Annotated in this window: 19 protein-coding genes and 2 riboswitches; of the genes, 15 read left to right on the plus strand and 4 right to left on the minus strand. The window is 74.9% G+C overall.

The annotated features are described in order from the left end of the window. Window positions 1–28: 28 nt before the first annotated feature. The gene (locus ACFQ8E_RS13895) at window positions 29–589 is read right to left on the minus strand and encodes a TetR/AcrR family transcriptional regulator (protein ID WP_430551141.1); all 561 of its coding nucleotides are present in this window, start codon (window positions 587–589) and stop codon (window positions 29–31) included. Between the two features lie 123 nt (window positions 590–712). On the opposite strand from ACFQ8E_RS13895, the gene ACFQ8E_RS13900 reads away from it, so the two are divergent. Continuing rightward, window positions 713–2,533 carry a flavin-containing monooxygenase gene (locus tag ACFQ8E_RS13900; RefSeq protein WP_430551142.1) on the plus strand — a complete coding sequence of 607 codons (1,821 nt, stop codon included), beginning with the start codon at window positions 713–715 and terminating at the stop codon, window positions 2,531–2,533. Window positions 2,534–2,587: 54 nt separating this feature from the next. Then, window positions 2,588–3,607: a LacI family DNA-binding transcriptional regulator gene (locus tag ACFQ8E_RS13905; protein ID WP_430551143.1), complete on the plus strand. Its 1,020-nt coding sequence runs from the start codon at window positions 2,588–2,590 to the stop codon at window positions 3,605–3,607. A gap of 46 nt (window positions 3,608–3,653) precedes the next feature. Here the strand turns inward: ACFQ8E_RS13905 and ACFQ8E_RS13910 are convergent, their stop codons facing one another. Beyond that, window positions 3,654–4,382, minus strand: coding sequence for a GTP pyrophosphokinase family protein (locus ACFQ8E_RS13910; protein ID WP_430551270.1), 729 nt, complete (start codon window positions 4,380–4,382; stop codon window positions 3,654–3,656). A 258-nt stretch (window positions 4,383–4,640) separates the two neighbouring features. Further along, a riboswitch (SAM riboswitch) is annotated at window positions 4,641–4,754 on the plus strand. Window positions 4,755–5,134: 380 nt separating this feature from the next. Here ACFQ8E_RS13910 and ACFQ8E_RS13915 point away from each other — a divergent pair. The 12 genes from ACFQ8E_RS13915 to ACFQ8E_RS13970 all read left to right on the plus strand — a co-directional run bounded on the left by ACFQ8E_RS13915 (window position 5,135) and on the right by ACFQ8E_RS13970 (window position 16,684). After that, window positions 5,135–6,394 (plus strand): LLM class flavin-dependent oxidoreductase, encoded by a 1,260-nt coding sequence (locus ACFQ8E_RS13915; RefSeq protein ID WP_430551144.1) that lies wholly within the window; start codon window positions 5,135–5,137, stop codon window positions 6,392–6,394. 94 nt (window positions 6,395–6,488) lie between these two features. Next, window positions 6,489–7,445 carry a DUF1684 domain-containing protein gene (locus ACFQ8E_RS13920; protein ID WP_430551145.1) on the plus strand — a complete coding sequence of 319 codons (957 nt, stop codon included), beginning with the start codon at window positions 6,489–6,491 and terminating at the stop codon, window positions 7,443–7,445. Continuing rightward, window positions 7,442–8,506, plus strand: coding sequence for an amino acid ABC transporter permease (locus tag ACFQ8E_RS13925; protein WP_430551146.1), 1,065 nt, complete (start codon window positions 7,442–7,444; stop codon window positions 8,504–8,506). Before ACFQ8E_RS13920 ends, ACFQ8E_RS13925 begins: the two co-directional genes overlap by 4 nt. Then, window positions 8,503–9,360, plus strand: a complete 858-nt coding sequence (locus ACFQ8E_RS13930) for an amino acid ABC transporter ATP-binding protein (protein WP_430551147.1) — start codon at window positions 8,503–8,505, stop codon at window positions 9,358–9,360. The genes ACFQ8E_RS13925 and ACFQ8E_RS13930 overlap by 4 nt, the downstream gene beginning before the upstream one ends. A gap of 77 nt (window positions 9,361–9,437) precedes the next feature. Next, on the plus strand, window positions 9,438–10,472 hold the full coding sequence (locus tag ACFQ8E_RS13935; RefSeq protein WP_430551148.1) for an ABC transporter substrate-binding protein: 1,035 nt from the start codon (window positions 9,438–9,440) through the stop codon (window positions 10,470–10,472). 62 nt (window positions 10,473–10,534) lie between these two features. Continuing rightward, window positions 10,535–11,527 (plus strand): nitroreductase family protein, encoded by a 993-nt coding sequence (locus tag ACFQ8E_RS13940; protein ID WP_430551149.1) that lies wholly within the window; start codon window positions 10,535–10,537, stop codon window positions 11,525–11,527. Window positions 11,528–11,628: 101 nt separating this feature from the next. Further along, complete coding sequence (locus ACFQ8E_RS13945; protein ID WP_430551150.1) at window positions 11,629–12,828, plus strand: LLM class flavin-dependent oxidoreductase; 1,200 nt, start codon at window positions 11,629–11,631, stop codon at window positions 12,826–12,828. A 31-nt stretch (window positions 12,829–12,859) separates the two neighbouring features. Further along, the gene (locus tag ACFQ8E_RS13950; RefSeq protein WP_430551151.1) at window positions 12,860–13,297 is read left to right on the plus strand and encodes a rhodanese-like domain-containing protein; all 438 of its coding nucleotides are present in this window, start codon (window positions 12,860–12,862) and stop codon (window positions 13,295–13,297) included. Between the two features lie 42 nt (window positions 13,298–13,339). After that, window positions 13,340–14,476 (plus strand): LLM class flavin-dependent oxidoreductase, encoded by a 1,137-nt coding sequence (locus ACFQ8E_RS13955; protein WP_430551152.1) that lies wholly within the window; start codon window positions 13,340–13,342, stop codon window positions 14,474–14,476. Further along, window positions 14,476–15,612, plus strand: coding sequence for an LLM class flavin-dependent oxidoreductase (locus ACFQ8E_RS13960; RefSeq protein ID WP_430551153.1), 1,137 nt, complete (start codon window positions 14,476–14,478; stop codon window positions 15,610–15,612). Before ACFQ8E_RS13955 ends, ACFQ8E_RS13960 begins: the two co-directional genes overlap by 1 nt. A gap of 108 nt (window positions 15,613–15,720) precedes the next feature. Further along, a complete protein-coding gene (locus ACFQ8E_RS13965; protein WP_430551154.1) occupies window positions 15,721–16,167 on the plus strand; it encodes a thioredoxin family protein in 447 nt (148 codons plus the stop codon). A gap of 61 nt (window positions 16,168–16,228) precedes the next feature. After that, window positions 16,229–16,684, plus strand: coding sequence for a DUF4395 domain-containing protein (locus tag ACFQ8E_RS13970; RefSeq protein ID WP_430551155.1), 456 nt, complete (start codon window positions 16,229–16,231; stop codon window positions 16,682–16,684). Between the two features lie 6 nt (window positions 16,685–16,690). Here ACFQ8E_RS13970 and ACFQ8E_RS13975 read toward each other — a convergent pair whose 3' ends face one another. Next, window positions 16,691–17,557, minus strand: a complete 867-nt coding sequence (locus ACFQ8E_RS13975; RefSeq protein ID WP_430551156.1) for a GntR family transcriptional regulator — start codon at window positions 17,555–17,557, stop codon at window positions 16,691–16,693. A 50-nt stretch (window positions 17,558–17,607) separates the two neighbouring features. Further along, the gene (locus ACFQ8E_RS13980; RefSeq protein WP_430551157.1) at window positions 17,608–18,876 is read right to left on the minus strand and encodes a carotenoid oxygenase family protein; all 1,269 of its coding nucleotides are present in this window, start codon (window positions 18,874–18,876) and stop codon (window positions 17,608–17,610) included. Between the two features lie 181 nt (window positions 18,877–19,057). Then, a riboswitch (SAM riboswitch) is annotated at window positions 19,058–19,171 on the plus strand. 72 nt (window positions 19,172–19,243) lie between these two features. Here ACFQ8E_RS13980 and ACFQ8E_RS13985 point away from each other — a divergent pair. Then, a complete protein-coding gene (locus ACFQ8E_RS13985) occupies window positions 19,244–20,881 on the plus strand; it encodes an ABC transporter substrate-binding protein (RefSeq protein WP_430551158.1) in 1,638 nt (545 codons plus the stop codon). Window positions 20,882–20,883: the final 2 nt, after the last annotated feature.

The following is a 20,883-nucleotide window of genomic DNA, read 5'->3' on the forward strand; positions in this document are numbered from 1 at the left end:
CGGTGCCGCGCGACCCCCGGCCGCGACGTCAGGACGCCGGGACCGCCGTGGTGAACAGGCCGCGGTGCACGATCTCCCGGGCCTGGGTGCCGCGGGCGCCGCCACGGTCCCGCCGTTCGAGGGCGAGCGCGGACATGGCCATCGGCAGGGCGAGCATGAGGTGCTGCGTCGTCACGCCGGGGTGCACGACGCCGGCCGCGAGGCCACGCGCGAGCAGCGGCGCGAAGGCCGCCGCGGTGCGCCGCGCGAGGTCGGCGAGGGCGGGGGAGTCGCTGAGGGCGACGAGCGCGAACGACGGTGCGGCGACCTGGACGTCCAGCGCGTGATGGAGCAGCGTGACCACGCCGTCGTCCGCGTCGCCCAGGGCGGTGGCGAGCGTCTCCAGGTCGGCGACGTTCTGCTCGAGCACGGCCGACGCCAGCGCCTCGCGGCTGGGGAAGTGCCGGTGCAGGGTGGTGCGGCTGACGCCCGCGGCGGCCGCGACCCGCTCGAGCGGGACGTCGGGGCCCTCGGCCGCGAGCACGCGGCGGGCCGCCGCGAGCAGCAGGTGGCGGTTGCGCGCGGCGTCGCGACGGACGGGTTCGGCCATGGCGCCGAGGGTACCGACGGACCGACACGGCGTCAGAGGCGGACGCAAAACGTACGTTGATGTACGTTTCGTGGGTGCAGGGCTGTCGCCCTGGCGAACCGTTCTCCTGACGAAAGGCCCTCCGTGACCGACACGACGACGCCTGCCGACCGCATCGCCGCCCTCGACCCCGACGCCCTGCGCGAGCGGTACCGGCACGAGCGCGACCGCCGGCTGCGCCCCGACGGGAGCGCCCAGTACCGGCGGGCGGCGGGGGAGTTCGGCTACTACGCGAAGGACCCGTACACCGAGCGCACGGAGCGCGCCCCGCTGACCGACCGGGTGGAGGTGCTGGTCGTCGGTGGCGGGTTCGGCGGCCTGCTCACGGGCGCCCGGCTGCGCGAGGCGGGCTTCGGGTCGATCCGGATGATGGACGAGGCTGGCGACTTCGGCGGCACCTGGTACTGGAACCGCTACCCGGGGATCCACTGCGACATCGAGGCGTCGGTGTACATGCCGCTGCTGGAGGAGACGGGGTACCTCCCGACGATGCGCTACGCGCCCGGGGAGGAGATCCGGCGGCACGCGGTGCGGATCGCCGAGCAGTACGGCCTGTACCGCGACGCCGTCTTCCAGACCCGGGTCACGGAGCTCACCTGGGACGAGGACGGCGCCGAGTGGCTGGTGCGCACCGACCGGGGCGACGCGATGCGCGCCCGGTACGTGGTGGTCTCCTCGGGCACGCTGACCCAGCCGAAGCTTCCCGGCATCCCCGGGATCGAGGACTTCCGCGGGCACACGTTCCACACCAGCCGGTGGGACTACGGCTACACCGGCGGCAGCGCCGACGGCGGGATGACCGGGCTCGCGGACAAGCGCGTGGCCGTGGTCGGCACCGGGGCCACGGGGCTCCAGGTGATCCCGCACGTGGCCCGCGACGCGGCGCACCTGTACGTCATGCAGCGCACGCCGTCGTCGGTGGACGTGCGCGACAACCGGCCCACCGACCCCGCGTGGGCCGCCTCGCTGCGGCCGGGCTGGCAGCGCGAGCGGATGGAGAACTTCCTCGCGATCCTCTCGGGCGAGGATGTCGCCGAGGACCTGGTCGGCGACGGCTGGACGTCCACCGCGCGGCTCCAGCGGCAGATGATCACCGGTGCCGTCGACACGACCCTCGACCCCGCCGAGCGGGAGCGGCGCGACGAGCTCGCCGACTTCGCGAAGATGGACCTGATCCGGGCGCGCGTGGACGAGGTGGTCGCCGACCCGGCCACGGCCGAGGCGCTCAAGCCCTGGTACCGGTACATGTGCAAGCGCCCGGGCTTCAGCGACCAGTACCTCCAGGCCTTCAACCGGGACGACGTCACCCTGGTCGACACCGCCGACCACAGCGGCATCACGCGCATGACCGAGACGTCCGTCGTCGTGGGGGACGCGGAGTACGAGGTCGACTGCGTGATCTTCGCGACCGGGTTCGAGGTCGGCGTCTCCGGCGTCGTCTCGGGCACGATGCCGGTGCACGGGCGCGGCGGGACCACGCTGCTCGAGGCCTGGGGCCGCGGGCCGCGCACCCTGCACGGCTTCTTCTCCCACGGCTTCCCGAACCTGTTCCACCTCGGGGCGATGCAGAACGCGAACTCGGTGAACTTCGTGCACATCCTCACCGAGCAGGCCGAGCATCTCGCCGCCGTCCTCGCCCGCGCGGCCAAGACCGGCGCGCGGTACGTCGAGCCGACGGCGGAGGCCGAGCAGGCGTGGTGCGACACGATCCTCGACGTCACGGTCGACAACTCGGCCTTCCTCGCCGAGTGCACCCCCGGCTACTACAACGGCGAGGGCACGCGCCGCGCGACCCCGACGTCGTACAGCCCCGGCCCCGTCGCGTTCCACCGCCTGCTGGCCGAGTGGCGCGAGGGCGACATGCGCGACGTCCTCGTGCCGCCCGTCGACGAGCTCGCGGTGTGAGCGCGGGTAACCTCGTCTCGTCCCCACCCGCCGGCCCGAGGAGCGACGACCCCGGTGAGACGTTCGTCCCCGAGCATCTCGGACGTGGCGCGCGCCGCCGGTGTGTCGATGGGCACGGTGTCGAACGTCCTCAACGGCACGGTGCGCGTCACCCCCGCGACCCGCGCCCGGGTCGAGGCGGCGATCCAGGAGCTCGGGTTCGTCCGCAACGGCGTCGCGCGCTCGCTGGCGGCCGGGCGGAGCTCGACGCTCGGCTTCGTGATCATCGACCTCGCGAACTCCTACTTCCTGGACATCGCGCGGGGCGCCGAGGAGGAGGCCGGCCGGGCGGGCCTGAACCTGCTGCTGGCGAACTCCGACATGTCGGAGGAGAAGCAGCGCACGTACGTCGACCTGTTCGTCGAGGACCGCGTGGCGGGCATCCTCGTCGCGGCGAACCACGGCTCGACGCAGGACCTGCACCGCTCGGCCCCGGGCGTCCCGCTCGTCGTCGTCGACGCGCCGGGCGACCACTCGGACGTCTGCTCGGTGGTGCCGGACAACGAGCTGGGCGGGTACCTGGCCGCGACGCACCTCGTCGAGCAGGGGCGCCGGCGGCTGCTGTTCGCCGGCACGACCGAGCTCGTGCCGGTCCGGGACCGTCTGCTGGGGGTCGAGCGCGCCGTCGCCGAGCACCCGGGCGTGGTGCTCGAGGTGGAGCAGACGGGGAACGTCCAGGTCGAGGACGGCCGGCGGGTGGGCGACGACCTCGTGCTGCGCGACCCGCGCGAGCGCCCGGACGCCGTCGTCGCCGCGGCGGACCTGCTCGCCGTGGGCGTGCTGCAGTCGCTGCTGCTGTCGTCCTCGCTGCGGGTGCCTGACGACGTCGCGATCATCGGCTACGACGACAACCGTGCCGCGTGGGACTCCGCCGTCCCGCTGTCGACCGTCCGGCAGCCGGGGGAGGCCGTCGGTCGGGAGGCGGTGAAGCTCCTGCTGGAGGAGCTGGTGACGGGCGCCGAGGCCCACCGGCACCGGCTCGTGACGTGCGAGCCGCAGCTCGTGGTGCGCGCGAGCACGGCCGGGCCCGGCTGACCGCCGCGGGGCAGTCGTCGGGTCAGTCGTCGGGTCAGTCGTCGGGTCAGTCGTCGCGGGTGGTGCGCAGCGTCAGCCGCTCCGCCCGAGCCGCGCCCCAGAAGTTGTGGAAGATCTCCTCGGGGCTGAGCAGGGAGTCGCGGCGCTCGACCGGCTCGTCGGCGCCGGCGATCGCCTTGACCTCCTCGTGGATACGTTCCATCGAGCTGTCGAGCGACGCGGCGACGTCCGCGGCGAGCTTGAGGGAGTCGGTGAGGTGGCGCGGCACGTCCCGCTCGTACTTGTAGTAGATCTTGTGCTCCAGGCTGGCCCAGAAGTCCATGGCGATGGTGCGCAGCTGGATCTCGACGATCACGTGCTCCACGCGGTCGGAGAGGTAGACCGGCACCTGCACGATGAGGTGCAGCGACTTGTACCCGTTCGCCTTGGGGTGCGCGATGTAGTCCCGCTCCTCCAGGACGGTGAGGTCGGCCTGGTTCGTGAGCATGTCCCGCACCTTGTAGAGGTCCGAGACGAAGCTGCACGTGACGCGCACGCCGGCGACGTCGAACATCTGCTCGCGCACGCCCTCGGGAGTCAGCGGGATGCCCTTGCGGCGGCACTTGGCGACGATCGACTCGAGCGACTTGAGGCGCGAGCCCACGTGCTCGACGGGGTTGTAGTTCTGCATGTGCCGGAACTCGTCGCGCAGGATCGAGATCTTGGTCATGACCTCGTCGATCCCGAACTTGTACGTCAGCACCAGGCGTCGGAGGTCGTCCACGAGCGCCCTGATCTCGGCGGCGTCGGGGGAGCGGTGCTCCGCGTCGTGTGCGGCGTGCTGCCCTGGGTCGTGCCTCGCGTCCTGGCTCACGCGTCCCACGGTAGACGGGATTCCTGCGTGACCAAGTATCCGATAAATCCGGTCGGATCTGTTCAGTATCCGAGACGTGCGGGGGGAACCGTTGACACCCCCCTGTCGGGCACCTACGTTCCTGCGCACCGGGTCGGACGACCGCGGCGCCGTGAGGCGGCGCGTCCGGCCGTCCCGGGTGGTCACGAGCTCCGACGCGAAGCCCCGGCTGGTCGGACGGCAACCCCCAGCGCGGGTGGGTGCCCCGGGTGAGGACCAGGCCGGCCGTCGCCGACGGTACGGCAACACGCGAACCCCGCCCCGGCGGGGAGCAGGAGAGGACGAGCATGCACCGCGACGCGATCAGCACGCGCCCCCTGTCGTCCCGGACCCGGCACGTGCCGTCCGCCTCGCCGATGTCCATGTCGATGTCCATGTCGACGTCCGTGTCGATGTCCGTGCCGACGTCCACCCCGGCGTGGTGTCGACGCCGCTGATCGCGGCCTGAGCGTCCGCCGCCCCGCGGCGGACGCCCTCCTCGACGGCCCGGCTCCTGCCGGGTCCGGCCGCAGACGGCCCTCGCCCGCCGCTCCTGGCGGGCCTTCCTCCCCTGCCCTCCCGGCGGCGGTGCGCACCCGCGGGTCCACGACCCGCGCCCGAGCGCGCCCGCCCGCCGCGCCCCGATCGGAGCCGACGTGCCGTACTCCCCGACCACCACGCCCGCGCTGCCCACCACGCCCGGCACCGCCCCGTCCCCCCTCGTCGTCGGTGTGGACCTCACGGCGGCCGGCGCCCGCCCCGGCGTCCACCGGGCGCGCGGCATCGTGCAGCCCCGGTCGTTCGACGGCGAGCGCTTCGTCCAGCTCGTGCGCACCGCCGACGACGGCGGCCTCGACCTCGTCACCCTCGACGAGGGCTTCCTGCTGCACCCGGGGCGGCGGCAGGTGACCGGGCGGCTCGACGCCGCCGTCGCCGCCGCGCGGGTGGCGCCGCACACGAGGCGCACCGGGCTGGTCGCCGCCGTCGACACCGCGCACGTGGACCCGGCGCACGTCGCCCAGGCCGTCGCCCGCGTCGACCAGGCGAGCTCCGGCCGGGCCGGGTGGCAGGTCGGCCTCCCCGCCGGCGCCGTCGTGCAGGACGACGCCTGGGCGGCGCAGGCCCGCGGCGTCGCCGCGCAGGTCGTGCGGCACTGGGACGGGCTCGCGACCGGGGCCGCGGGTGACGCCGCCGGCGCCGTCGCCGTGGACGACGAAGGACGCTTCCGCGTGGACCACGACGGCATCCGGTTCGCGGTGCGCCGGCACCGTCCGGCCGAGGGCCAGGCCGCCGACGCCCACCGTGGGGGCGGGACGCGGCAGGGCCGGCCGCCCGTCGTCGTCTCCGTCCGGAGCGAGGCCGCGATCGACCTCGCCGCCCGGACGGCGGACGTCGCCCGCGTGGCCGCCACCGCGCCGGCGCGCGCCATCCACCTGCGCACCCGGCTGCGCGACGCGGCCGAGGCCGCCGGCCGCGACCCCGACTCGCTGCGCGTGCTCACCGAGGCCTACGTCGTGCTGGCCGAGGACCGGGCCAGCGCGCAGGCGCGGCTCGAGCTGGTCGAGGCCCTGGAGGGCCCGGAGATCTCCGGCGGGCTGCTGGTGGTGGCGGGGACCCCCGACGACCTCGCCGAGACCATCGTCGACTGGCGGGACGCCGGCGCGTCCGACGGGTTCCTGCTGCGGCCCTCGTCGCTCGGCCCCGACCTGGACGCCCTCGTCGACGGGGTGCTCCCGCGGCTCGTGCGCGACGGCGTGCGGGCGGTGGCGTCCCCGGCGCCGCGCACGCTCCGCGCGACGCTCGGGCTGCCCGACGTCGACCCGGCCGCCACGGCCGTCGCCGCCCCCGCTCCCGCGCACTCCCGGCCGCGCGCCCGCGCGGGCCGCACGGCCGACCCCCGGCTGGTGCGCGCGTGACCGCCCGACCCGACGCGCGCCGCGTCGCCCCCGCCGCCCGCGTCGTCGGAGCCCACCGCGACGCTGCTCGTCCTCTCGTGACCGGAGGTCCCCGATGACCGTCACCGACGCACCGCGCGTCCGCCTCTCCGACCCTGCCGCCGACCCCGCCGCCGACCCCGCCGCCGACCCCGCCGCCGACCCCGCCGCGGAGCGACGCGCGCGCCGGCGGGCCGACCGCGAGCGAGACCTCGCCGCGCCCCACGGCTGGCTGAGCCTGGCCGGCTACCACTGGCTCCCGTCGCGACCGGAGCCGCTGCCCGGCGTGCCCGGGCTGTGGCTGGCGGACGACGCCGGCGCGCACCTGCGTCCGGGGGAGGCGGACGGCCCCCGGGTGCAGGGCCCCGAGGTCGCGGACGGCGCGTACGACGGCGACGTCCCCGAGGGCGGCAGCGTCGTCCTGGGCACGTTCCTGCCCGCCGGGCGCGAGCCCGTCGACGGTGCAGGCGGTGCCGACGGCGCCCGGCAGGACGCCGACGGGGTCGCGGCGGGCGAGACGGCCGCGGTGGCGATCGAGCTGGTGCGGCGCACCGGCCGCCTCGCGATCCGGCTGCGCGACCCGCACGCCCGCACCCGCCTCGACTTCGCCGGGGTGCCGGCCTTCGACCACGACCCGTCGTGGCAGGTGGAGGCGCCCGTCCGGCTCTACGAGACTCCGCGCGACCTGGTGGTCGGTGCCGCCCGCCCCGGCCTGGTGCACCGGCTGCAGGCGGTCGGCGAGCTGGACCTGACCCGTGGCGACCGGACCGTCACCCTCGTGCTCACCGGAGGGCCGGGCGGTGCGCCGACGCTGCTGTTCAGCGACGAGGCCCCCGGCGTCGCGCCCTGGCGGGTGGCGCGCCCCGAGCTCTCCGGGTCCCTGACCCCGGGCGGCGCGGGCGTGGCACGGCTCGACCTGAACGACGCCGTCAACCTCCCGTACGCCTTCAGCGACCACGGCACGTGCCCTGCCCCGCCGCCGGGGAACCACGTACCGTTCGCCGTCACCGCGGGGGAGAGGGCGCCGCGATGACCGCCGTCAGGACCGCGGGCGCACCCGCCCCGGCGCTCCCGTCGCCCGCGCCGGACGCCGGGGACTCCCCGTACTCGCACCTGCGCATCGTCCCCGCCCGTCACCCCGGCCGGTGGGTCGCGACCGCCGGCGTGGCCGTGCTGCTCGCGATGGTCGTCAGCTCGCTGCTCACCAACGACCGGTGGGAGTGGGACGTCGTCGCGCAGTACCTCACCTGGCCCTCGATCCTGTCCGGCGCCTGGGCGACCATCCGGCTCACGGCCGCGGCGTCGGTGGTCGGGTTCGCGCTGGGCACGGTGCTGGCGCTCATGCGCCTGTCGCGCTCGCCCCTGCTCGTCGGGGTCTCGTGGGCGTACACGTGGGTGTTCCGGTCCGTGCCGCTGCTGCTGCAGCTGCTGCTCTGGTACAACCTCGCCTACCTGTACCCGCACCTGAGCCTCGGCGTCCCCTTCGGCCCGGAGTTCCTCTGGTTCGACACCCTCGGCGTCATCGACAAGTTCGGCGCCGCCATCCTGGGCCTGGGGCTCTCGCAGGCCGCGTACTCCGCCGAGATCGTGCGCGCCGGCATCCTCAGCGTCGACCAGGGGCAGCAGGAGGCCGCCGCCTCGCTCGGCATCCCGCGCCGCCGCCAGGTGACCCGCATCGTGCTGCCGCAGGCGATGCGCTCGATCGTCCCGACGGCGGTGAACGAGGTGATCGGGCTGCTCAAGGGCACCTCGATCGTCTACGTCCTGGCGTACGGCGAGCTGTTCTACATCGCGTCCGTCATCTACGGCCGCAACGGCAAGGTCGTGCCGCTGCTCATCGTCGCGGCGATCTGGTACCTGGTCCTCACCACGCTGATCACGATCGTCCAGTACTACGTGGAGCGGCACTACGCGAAGGGCGCCGTGCGCACCCTGCCGCCCACCCCGCTGCAGCGGCTGCGCTGGTCGTCCGCCGTGACCGCGGCCCGTCTGACCGGTCGTCCGGTGCCCCCGCACGTGCCGCCGGCGTTCGCGGCCCGCGCGCGGGTCGGCGTCCTCACCCGCACCGCCCGCACCTCGGGAGGCCCCGCATGACCGCCACCACGACCCGCACCACGACCCGCACCACGACCCGCACGACGCCCACGACGGCGCCGGACGATGCCGCGGGACGCGTCGAGGTGCACGGCCTCCACAAGAGCTTCGGCACCCTCGAGGTGCTCCGGGACGTGGACCTCACCTTCGAGCCGGGCACCGTGACCGTCGTCCTCGGGCCGTCGGGCTCGGGCAAGTCCACGCTGCTGCGCGCGATCAACCACCTCGAGAAGGTCGACGCCGGCTTCGTCACGGTGGACGGCGACCTCGTCGGCTACCGCCGTCGGCACGCGCGACGCGGTGGCCGCCGGGGCGAGGTGCTGCAGGAGCTCAAGGAGCGGGAGATCCTCGGGCAGCGCACCCGGATCGGGTTCGTCTTCCAGAGCTTCAACCTGTTCCCGCACCTCACCGTGCTGGAGAACGTCGTCGAGGCGCCGCTGTCGGCGCAGCGCCGCCCCCGTGCCGAGGTGGAGGCCGAGGCGCGCGAGCTCCTCGCCCGCGTCGGGCTCGCCGACAAGGCGGACGCGCGGCCCCGCCAGCTGTCCGGCGGACAGCAGCAGCGCGTCGCGATCGCCCGCGCCCTCGCGCTGCGGCCCCGCGTGCTCCTCTTCGACGAACCCACGTCCGCCCTCGACCCCGAGCTGGTCGGCGAGGTGCTCGAGGTCATCAAGGACGTGGCGAGCACCGGCACCACCCTCGTCGTCGTCACCCACGAGATCGGCTTCGCCCGCGAGGTCGCCGACAACGTCGTCTTCATGGACGGCGGCGTCGTCGTCGAGCAGGGGCCGCCCGACCAGCTGCTCTCCCGCCCGCGTCACGACCGCACGCGCGCGTTCCTCGACAAGGTCCTCTGACCTCCCCGGCGTCCCCGCGCCCTTCCGGCACCACCTCACCCGCGGCCCCGGCCGCCCACCCGTCCCAGGAGACACCCATGACCGCACCGACCCGTCGAGCCCGCGCGCTCGCCCTGCTCGCCACCGTCCCCCTGCTGGCCCTCACGGCGTGCGCCGGCGTGAGCACCTCCGCGCCCGAGGCCGCCGGCACCGACGACGGCGTCGAGGCGCCCGCCGGCACCAGCTCCGAGGGCGCGGCCGCCGCCGGGCTCGAGGTCAGCACCAGCCCCGACCAGGACCGCATCAGGTCCACCGAGTCGGCCGAGGCCGTCGGCCTGCTGCCCGACGCGTTCGCGGACAAGGACGACTTCGTCGTCGCCGTCAGCGCCGGCGCGGCACCGCCGCTCGGCTTCTTCGCCGACGACGACAAGACCCCGATCGGCAACGAGACCGACATCGCGCAGCTCGTCGCCGACGGCCTCGGCAAGGACCTCCGCCTCGAGGTCAAGGCCTGGGCCGACTGGCCCCTGGCGCTGCAGTCGGGCGACGTCGACGCCGTCATCTCCAACGTCACCGTGACCGAGGAGCGCAAGGAGACGATCGACTTCTCCTCCTACCGCAACGACGAGCTGGGCTGGCTGACCAAGGCCGGCTCCGACGTCTCCGAGATCACCGAGCGGAAGGACGTCGCGGGCCTGCGGGTGGGCGTCGGCTCGGGCACCAACCAGGAGAAGATCCTGCTCGAGTGGAACGACCAGAACGTGGCCGAGGGTCTCGAGCCCATCGCCGGCGGGCAGCCGGAGTACTACGAGCAGCTCTCCGACGTCCTGCTCGCCCTGAAGTCCGGCCGCCTCGACGTCTACGTCGGCCCCAACGCGTCCCTCGCGTACCAGGCCAAGATCTCGCCCGACGAGCTCGCCGTCGTCGGCACGCTCAACGGCGGCTGGCCCGACACCGCGCAGATCGCCGTCGCCACCAAGAAGGGCAACGACCTCGCGCCCGCCGTCACCGCGGCCCTGCAGCAGGCCTTCGACGACGGCACCTACTCCCAGGTGCTCGAGCGCTGGGGCCTGGAGACCGAGGCCGTCGAGAAGCCCGAGACCAACCCGCCGGGCCTGCCCAAGACGGAGTGACGGCACCGGCCGTCCGCACGCCCGACCCGTCCCCTGACCCGTCCCCGAATCGAGGAGTGCCCGTGACCGAGAACACCACGCCGTCCGCCGTCGCGGTCCCGCGACCCCCGGGCAGGCCCCGCCCCGCCCGTCCCGCGACGCCGCGGGTGGCCGCGGACCTGCGGGAGCTGCAGGCCCGCGCGCGGGTCGCCGCCCGCTACGGTGTGCGACCCGAGGACGCGGACGACGCCGCGCCCGGCGTCGCCTCGGCCCTCACGAGGGCGCTCGCCACGTCGCACGGCGCAGCGCGCCCCGGTGCGCCGGCCGGCGGCCCGGCGGCCCTCGACGTCCAGCTGGGTCATCGCTCCGTCCGGGCGTTCCTGCCGGGGCCGCTGGAACCGTGGGTGCTGCCCACCGTCGTCGCGGCGGCGCAGTCCGCGCCGTCGTCGTCGAACCTGCAGCTGTGGAGCGTCGTCGCGGTCACCGACCGCGACCGCCTCGCGAGGGTGGCCGCGCTCGCCGGGCACCAGGAGCACGTGCGCGACGCGCCGCTGCTGCTCGTGTGGGTGGCCGACGTGGCCCGCGCCCGGGAGCTGGGCGCGCAGGACGGCGTCGAGCTCGAGGCCGCGGGCTACCTCGAGACGACGGTCGTCGCCTTCCTCGACGCCGCGCTCGCCGCGCAGAACGCGGTGGTGGCCGCCGAGTCGCTCGGCCTCGGCACCGTGTACGTCGGCGCGGTCCGGAACCACCCCGAGGACCTCGCCGCCGAGCTCGGCCTGCCGCCCGGGGCGGTCGCCGTCGTCGGGCTGGCCGTCGGGCACCCCGACCCCGACCATGCCCCGCGCGTCAAGCCGCGCCTGCCCCAGGACGCCGTCCTGCACCGCGAGACCTACGACGAAGGGCGAGTCGCGCACGTCGCCGACTACGCGCCGCGCATCGACGCGTTCTACCGCGACGAGCGGCTCGACGGGTCGTGGTCGCGGCGGGTCGTCGACCGGCTGCGCGGCGGCGGCTCGCTCAAGGGCCGCGAGCGCCTGCGCGAGGCCCTCACGGCCCTCGGCCTGCCGTCGCGCTGACCGTCCGCGCGCACCACGCACGACCCGCACGACACCGCACGACACCGCACGACACCGCTCGACCCGCACGACACCGCACCACCCGCGACCTGGAGACCACCATGACCGACCCCGCCGCGACCCCGACCAGCAGGGTGCCCCTGTCCGTCCTCGACCTCGCGCTCGTGCCCGAGGGCCGCACCGGGGCGCAGGCGGTGCGCGACGCCGTCGACCTCGCCGTCGACCTCGACCGGCTCGGCTACCGCCGGGTCTGGTACGCCGAGCACCACCTGTCGCCCGGGGTCGGCTCCGCCTCGCCCGCGGTGCTCGCGGCCGCCGTCGCCGCCCGCACCGAGCGCATCCGCGTGGGCTCGGGCGCGGTGCTGCTGAGCACCACGAGCCCCCTCGTCGCCGCCGAGCAGTTCGGCACCGTCGCCGCCCTGCACCCGGGGCGGGTGGACCTCGGCCTGGGCCGGGCGTTCACGCCGCCGCAGGGCGGCCGCGCCACGCGTCCGGCCCCGGCAGCGGCCGCGGCGGGCGGGCCGCGGGTCGTCGACGGGCTGTACGTGCCCCCGGCCCCGCCGACCGCGGGGGACTCCGTGCTGCGCGAGCGGGCGCTCGCCCAGGCCGCGGTGGTGGGGGCCTCGCGCACGCCGGCGAGCTTCCGGGCCGAGGTCGAGCTCGTGCTCGGGCTGCGGGCGGGTACCTACACCGACGACGGCGGGCGCCGGTACGTGTCACCGCCGGTGCAGGACGCCGCCTTCGACCTGTGGGTGCTCGCGTCCTCCGGCGGCGAGAGCGCCCGGGTGGCGGGGGAGCTCGGCCTGCCCCTGGCGGCGAACTACCACGTGAGCCCGTCGAACACCCTCGAGACCGTCGCCGCGTACCGGGCGGCCTTCCGGCCGGGGGTCCTCGCCGAGCCGTACGTCGTCGTCTCCGCGGACGTGCTCGTCGCCGACACCACCGAACGCGCCCGCGAGCTCGCGGCGCCGTTCGCCGACTGGGTGCTCTCCATCCGCCGCGGGACGGACGGCGCGATCGCCTACCCCCGCCCCGCCGACGCCACGCCCTGGGCGGAGCGACCCGAGGCGGAGCGCGCGGTGGTCGCCGACCGGGTGGACACGCGCGTCGTCGGCGACCCGACGACCGTCGTGGACCGCCTGGAGACGCTGGCCCGCGTCACCGGGGCCGACGAGCTGCTCGTCACCACCGCCACGCACGACCCCGCCGACCGGCAGCGGTCGTTCGCGCTGCTGGCCCAGGCGTGGGGCGCCACCGAGGGCGAGGCGCCCCGCGTGCCCGCCCTGGCCACCTCGCACTGACCTCGTACCGACCACCCTCGAGGAGGACCTCATGACCACGTCCGAGACCACCACGTCCGAGACCACCACGCCCGACCCGACGACCGGCACGACGCCCGCGACGGACGCGGCGACGGCCCCGCCTCCGCAGGACGCCCGCGCGGCCGGCGCCCGCGTCGAGCGCGGTGCCCTGCTGGTCGACGTGCGGTCGGCGCGCGGCCGCGCCGCCGCCGGCGACATCCCCGGGGCCACGCTCGTCGACCGCGACGACCTGGACGCCTTCTTCGGCCCGGCCGGCGCGCCCGCGGTCTCGCTCGACACCCCGGTGGTCGTCGTGTGCGGGTCGGTGAACGGCTCCGGGCCGGTCGCCGCCGCTCTGGCGGCCCGCGGCTACACCGACGTCACGCACGTCGACGGCGGGTTCCCCGCCTGGCGCGACGCCGGACTGCCGGCGACCGCCCCGGCGGACGACCCCGCCGCCGGCGCCTGACCGCCCCGCTCGCGCCCGCCGTACCCTGCGAAGGAGACCCCCATGCCCGTCGAGTTCCTCGGCATCGCCACCACGAACGACGCCTCCGAGACGTCGGCCCGCACCACCGCCGCGTTCGACCCCGCCTACCTCGAGCGCATCGTGCGCGCCCACGAGGACAACGGCTGGACCCGCGTGCTGTTCGCCTACGGGTCCTCCGGCCCCGAGCCGGCGGCCCTCGCCGCGCACACCGCCGCGAGGCTGCAGAGCATCGAGCTGCTGCTGGCGCACCGCCCGAACGTCTCGTACCCCACGTACGCCGCGAAGACGTTCGCCACCCTCGACCAGCTCTCCGGCGGACGCCTGTCGGTGCACTTCATCACCGGCGGCAACGACCACGAGCAGGGGCGCGAGGGCGACCGGCTCACCAAGGACGAGCGGTACGCGCGCACCCACGAGTACATCCGGATCGTCAAGCAGGCGTGGACCAGCCCGGAGGCGTTCGACCACCACGGGCAGTTCTACGACTTCGAGGACTTCGTGCTCGACGCGAAGCCGTTCGAGGGCCACGTGCCCACGGTCTCCTTCGGCGGCTCCTCGGACGCCGCGTTCCGGGTCGGCGCGGCCGAGGCCGACATCTACGCCGTCTGGGGCGAGCCGTTGGCGCGCACGAAGGAGCAGATCGACCGCGTGCACGCCGAGGCCGCTGCCGCCGACCGGGAGACGCCGCCGCGCATCCACGCCGCGTTCCGCCCGATCGTCGCCCCCACCGAGGAGCTCGCGTGGGAGAAGGCGCACCGCGTGCTGGACCGCATCGAGGCACGCAAGGCGGAGCTCGGCGGGCAGCTCTCCCGGCGGCACCCGATCGACAGGCCGGAGAACGCGGGGTCGCAGCGGCTGCTCGAGATCGCCGCCGAGGGCGAGCGGTACGACACCGCGCTGTGGACCGCGACGGCCAAGGCCACCGGCGGGGCCGGCAACTCCAACGCGCTGGTCGGCACGCCCGAGCAGGTCGCCGAGGCGCTGCTCGCGTACTACGACCTGGGCGTGCGGGTCATCTCCGCCCGCGGCTACGACCTGCTCGACGACGCGATCGACTTCGGCCGGTACGTCATCCCGCTGGTGCGCGAGGGCGTCGCCGCGCGCGACCGTGCCGCGGCCGAGACGGCGACGGCCGGCGCCGAGGAGCGCGTCGCCTGATGCGCTTCCAGCTGCTCGACATCGTCTTCAACCCGCCGCATCCCGTCACGGGGGAGACGGTGCCGCCCGCCGACCGGCTGGCGCGCGTCGTCGAGCACGCCGTGCTGGCCGAGGAGCTCGGCTTCGACTCGTTCGCCGTGGGGGAGCGGCACGCCGGCGACGTGCTGTCGTCCGCGCCCACGGTGATCCTCGGCGCCGTCGCCGCCCGGACCGAGCGCATCCTGCTGTCCACCGGCGTCACCGTGCTCTCGCTGCTCGACCCGATCCGGGTGGCCGAGGACCTCGCGACCGTCGACCAGCTCTCCCGCGGGCGGCTGGAGATCGTCATCGGGAAGGGGAACGAGGAGCTGCAGTACCCGCTGCTCGGCCTCGACATCGCCCGGCAGTACGAGTACCTCGAGGAGAACTACGAGCTGCTGCGCCTGCTGCTGTCGGAGGAGGACGTGACGTGGTCCGGCCGCCACCGGCACGCCCTCGAGCACGCCACCACGCTGCCGCGGCCCTACGCGGGGGCGTTCCGCATCTGGCACGGCTCCGCGACGAGCGAGTTCGCCGTCGACCTGGCCGCCCGCTGGGGCGACCCGATCGTCAGCGCCAACGCGCTGCAGCCGCGGGAGAGCTACGGGGTGCTCATCGACCGGTACCGCGAGCGGTACGCGGCGGCCGGGCACGACCCGGCCCAGGGGTTCGTCGGGGCAGGGTCGGGCGGGCTGTTCCTCGCCGACACCACCGAGCAGGCGATCGAGGAGTACCGCCCGCTGTACGAGGGGCAGGTCGCGCGGCTGCGGGCCCGGGGCTACGACCCCGCGACGCACGTGGGCAAGGCCCTCGCCTTCGAGACGATCGAGGACGCGGTGGAGCGCGGGCCCGCGCTGGTCGGCTCGCCGGAGCGGGTGGCGGAGAAGATCCTCGACTACCACGGGACCTTCGGGCACGTGCTGCAGTCGGTGTCGGTGAACCACCTGCTCGAGCCGTCCCACCAGGAGGACGTGCTGCGCCGGTTCGCCGCCGAGGTGGCGCCGCTGGTGCGCGCCGAGGTGTCGACGACGCTCTGGGGTCCCCACGACGCGCGCCGGGCCGCCGGGTTCACCGCGGCGGGGCACCCCGGCGACCGCGTGGCGGCGGTGCCCGCCTAGCTCCGCGATCCGGTCGACGAGGTGTCCGCCATGCGGGCACCCCGTCGACCGGATGGTGGGCGACGAGGAGAATGGCCGCGGACGTCGACCGTGGCGAGGGAGGGAACCATGACCGTGCAGCCGACCCAGCTCGTGGTGCTGGGGGTGCTCGTCCTCGGGACCGTCGTCCTGGGCGCGCTCTGGAAGGCGCGCCAGGGCCGCGTCCGCACGACCCCCGCCCGACGGGACCCCGGCGTGGACTGGGCGGCCCGCGGCGTCCGGCTGGGGGAGCGGGCCACGTTCGTCCAGCTGTCCGCCGAGGTGTGCGCCCCGTGCCGCGCCACCGCCCGCGTGCTGCGCGGCCTCGCCGAGCGCGAGGCCGGCGTCGAGCACCACGAGCTCGACGTCGACGACCACCTCGACCTCGTGCGGGAGCTCGGCGTCCTCAGCACCCCGACGGTGCTGGTGCTCGACGCCACCGGGGCGCAGGCCGCCCGCAGCAGCGGCGGCATGTCGCCCGCCCAGGCGCGCCAGGCGCTGGCCGCCGCCCTCCCGGTACCCGCCGGCGTCGCCTGACCCGACCCGCCCGGCCCGCCTGACCCGACCCGCCTGACCCGACCCGCCGCAGGAGGCGACGATGACCCGCGAGACCACCACCACGCAGGCGCCGGCCGGCATCGACCCGCGGGGGCCGCGCGTGGGCGCCGGGATCACGTCGCTGCTGCTCGCCGTGGTCGTGCTCCTCGGGGCGAGCACCGCCGGCCTCGTGCTGCTCGCCGTCGTGGCGGCCGGGTTCCTCCTGGGCGCCGTGCGCGGCGCGCAGGGCACGGTGCAGGGCTGGCTCTTCAAGACGCTCGTCCGTCCCCGGCTCGCGCCGCCCGCCGAGCTCGAGGACCCGCGGCCGCCGCGGTTCGCCCAGCTCGTCGGCCTGGTCGTCACCGGCGTCGGCGTGGTCCTCGGTCTGGCGGGCGTGCTCGCCGCCGTGCCCTGGGCCGCCGGCCTCGCCTTCGTGGCCGCCGGGCTGAACGCCGTCGTCGGGCTGTGCCTCGGGTGCGAGCTGTACCTGCTGGGCGCCCGCCTGCGCCGAGGCTGAACACCCCTACCGGGGCGTGAGCAGCAGCGTCAGGCCGTCGAGCAGACGCTCCAGACCGAAGGTGTACAGCGACTCGAGGTCGAGCTCCGTGCCGGGCGGCGTCACCTGGGCGACCAGCGCGCCGTCGACCGCGCGCCGGACGACGGACCACTGCCTGCTGGTCATCCCGGTGTCCGCCTCGGCGCCCGCCTCGGCCTCGATGTTGATCGCGGTGCCGCGGACGTAGTTGACCAGGGTCCCGTACACGTGCAGCCGGGTGGTCGGGTCCAGGCCGAGATCGTCGAGCGCGCGCAGGGTCCATGCGCCGTACTCCAGGAGTCCGGGCAGGGTCGCGGGTCGGAGGATGGACACCAGGCGCGGCAACCAGGGGTGACGCTGGTAGGTCTCCCACTGGAGATGAGCGGCGGTCCTCAGGTGGGAGCGCCAGCCGGGCGGCGGTTCCGGGTAGACGATCTCGGCGAACGCCGCGTCCGCGACGAGCTGGGTGAGCTCCGTCGTGCCGTCGAGGTGACGGCGCAGGGTCATCGTCGCGACGCCGAGCTCGGCCGCGACCGCCCGCAGGGACAGGCCGGGCACGCCGCTCGTGTCGGCGACGCTCATCGCCGCGCGGACGACCTGGTCCCGCTCGAGCCCTCCGGTCGCGCGCGACGGAAGCCTGCGAGAGGCGACCACCGCGCCGACCCGGGGCACCGTCTCGATCGCGCCCGACTGCCGGAGCGTGGCCAGGGCCTTGGTGGCGGTCGCCATCGCGACGCCCCACTCGTGCACGATCGCCCGGGTCGTGGGCACGCGATCACCGGGCTGGAGGTCGCCGTCGGCGATGCGCCGCTCGAGGTCGGCGACGATCACGAGGTACCGCGGCGTGTCGGTCACGGCGTCATGCTGCCACGGCGTCGACGGCACCGAGACTCGTCGGTCGGGAGTCATCGGTCCGGGAGCCAGCTGCCGTGCAGACCGAGGGGCACCCGGGCCGGCAGGTGGACGCGGGCGACGGGCGCGCCGGTGAAGTCCTGGGCGGCGAGGATCACCAGGTCGCTGGCGTTCCGCGAGGGGCTGTGGACGTAGGTGAGCAGGTATCCGTGGTCCTCGACGGCACCGTCGGCCCCGGCCGCGGCGAACACGGCCTCGCCGACTGCCTCGTCCCGCCCGAAGCGGTGCACCTCGGACGTGCCGTGCGCGAGGTCGTGCTTGACGAGGGCGTTGGTGAAGGAGTCGTCGCCCGGCGCTCCCTCGGGCTCGAACGGCACCCCGTAGAGGGCGGTCGCCGCCGAGTAGCCGAAGCGGTAGGGGCGGGTCAGGCGCGACTCGTTCACCCGCGGGAAGTCCTGCGGCCGGTCGTCCACCCGCTGCTGGTGGATCGTGCCCGGCCCGATCGTCCAGCGGTCCAGCATCGGGCGGATCGCGCCGGGCGCGGCGGGGTCGAACGGTCCGTCGGCCGTGATGACGTCGACCACCACCGAGTCGCCGTCGTCGTAGGCGTTCAGCGTGTGGCTGACGTGGACGGGGTCGACGTCGAACCAGCGCACCTCGCCTCCCGCCCGGGGCATGACGCCCACCCGGGTCGGGTGGTCCGGCAGCCAGCGGCACTCGAGGCCGTCGAAGCCGAGCGGCGTGTCCCAGAGCACGACGTGGCTCTCGGTGAGCGCGAAGTCGTGCATGAACGGCGTGCGGGTCATCGGGATCGAGGTGGTGCCGGTGACCGTCCCGCCGGCGTCGGTCACGATGTGCTGCACGACGTCGCGGCCCGGCATGTACGACAGCGAGTGCAGCTCCCCGGTGCGCGGGTCGTGCTTGGAGTGCGCCCCTGCCATGAACCCCTCGGGGGTGGCGCCGAGGTCGCACGACCCCAGCGTGTTCAGCTCCTCGTCCAGCTCCGCGGGCGGGAGGCCGCCTTCCGCCAGGGCGAACGTGCGCTGCGCGTGCTCGATCACGTGGACCATGGGCGCGAAGCCCGACGTCCGGACGAAGCGGTTGCGGTACCACTCGGCCCGGCCGTCGCGCAGCCGCACCCCGTGCACCATGCCCTGGCCCATGCCCCAGATGTGTACGCCGGGATCCTCCACGCCCAGGGCGTTGGGCCCGTTGCGCAGGTAGCGGCCGTTCAGCTCGGCCGGGATCCGCCCGGTGACGGGCAGGCCGTAGGCGGTGATCTCTTCGGTGACGGGCTCGAACGGCCCTTCCAGGTAGCGCATGGGTTCACCGTAGGAACGCACGCCCCCTGACCTGGACAGACGCGGGACGCTCGGCGGCTGTGCACTAGTGCAGCGGGCGCGTGCACGGCGGGACGCCCGGCCCGAGGGGGAGGCATCCGAGATATGAGACGACCACGGCATTCCTTGACTCGCGGGCCCCGGGCCGCTTCCCTGCCGCCCAGGTGACGAGCGCCAGCACCCAGGCCCGGCTCGCTGGCCAGCAACCCTTCGACGTGACGGGGTGCTCCGGGAACGACCTGACCCTGCCGCGCCCGCGGCGGGGTAAGCACGGCTCCGGTCGTCCACCGGGTCCCGGCAGCGCGCCGGGGCCGGGACGACCCGCCACGACCACGAGGAACGCCACGCGATGACCACCACCCCTCGCACCCACCGCCGCCGGACCCTCGGGCTGGCCGCGGCCGCCTCGGCCGCCGGCCTCCTGCTGGGCGCCTGCTCGAGCGGCGCCGACGCGACCGGTACCGGCGCGTCGGCCGACGCCGAGCCCGTCGCCGGCGGCGACCTGACGTTCGCCATCACGGTGGACTCGCACTGCATCGACCCGCAGCAGGTCGGCAACAACGACGCGATCGCGGCCGCCCGGCAGACCGTCGCCTCCCTGACCGCCCAGGACCCGGAGTCGGGCGAGATCCTGCCCTGGCTCGCCGAGAGCTGGGAGGTGAACGACGACGCCTCCAGCTACACGTTCCACCTGCGCGACGACGCCACCTTCGCCGACGGCACCCCGATCGACGCCGAGGCCGTCAAGACCAACTTCGACGCTATCGTCGACCTCGGCGCCGTGGCGTCGCTCGGGTCGCAGTACCTGGTCGGCTACGCGGGCACCACCGTGGTGGACGAGCACACCGTGACCGTCGACTTCGACGAGCCCAGCGCGCAGTTCCTCCAGGCCACGTCGACGTTCTCCCTCGGCCTGCTGTCGCCCGGCTCGGCGAAGCTCTCGGCCGAGGACCGGTGCGCCGGCAAGTACGTGGGCTCCGGGCCGTTCGCCGTGCAGACCTACGCCCAGGACCAGGAGATCGTCCTGGAGAAGGTCAAGGACTACGCCTGGGGCTCGGAGGCGAACGCGCACACCGGCGAGGCCTACCTCGACACCGTGACCTTCAAGGTCATCCCCGAGGCCGGCGTGCGCACCGGCTCCCTGCAGTCCGGCCAGATCGACGCCACCGCCGCGCTGAACGCCGTCGACCTGCCGCAGTTCGACGGCAACGGGTTCTGGCTGCAGTACCGCGCCAACCCGGGCGTCGTGTTCAACCTCTTCCCGAACGAGTCCAGCCCGCTGGCCGCCGACGAGGCCGTGCGCACCGCGCTCGTCAAGGGGATCGACCGCCAGCAGATCGTCGACACGGTGCTGACGCCGCAGGACCAGCCGGCCACGGGCGTGCTCTCCCACTCGACGCCGCTGTTCGAGGGCGCCGACGACCTGCTCGCCTACGACCCCGAGGGCGCGAAGAAGATCCTCGACGACGCCGGCTGGGTCGAGGGCGCCGACGGCATCCGGGAGAAGGACGGGCAGACGCTCACCACGACCGTGACGTTCTGGCAGGTGCCCGAGCCGCTCGAGCTCGTGCAGCAGCAGCTGCGCCAGATCGGCGTCGACCTGCAGCTCAAGCACGTGACCGTCGCCGAGAAGGAGGCGGCGAACGAGGCCGGCGACTTCGACTTCGACTACTACAACCTCACCCGGTCCGACGCCGACGTGCTGCGCACGATCTTCTCGGCGAACGCGCGCAACATCAACCAGCGCGACGCGGAGGAGGTCGACCAGCTCCTGGACGACTCCGCCGCGGCCACCGACCCCGAGGAGCGGAAGAAGCTCGTGGCCGAGGCGTCCAGGCTCCTCATCGAGCGCGGGCACGCCATCCCCGTCTACGAGCTGTCCACCACGATCGCCGCGAGCGACCGCGTCCAGGGCCTGACGTTCGAGGCGTCCTCGCGCCTGGACTTCTACGACGCCTGGGTCACCGACGGCGCGGGTGAGGAGTGACC

The organism is Isoptericola sp. NPDC056573 (genome assembly GCF_042793335.1).
Taxonomy (GTDB): Bacteria; Actinomycetota; Actinomycetes; order Actinomycetales; family Cellulomonadaceae; genus Isoptericola.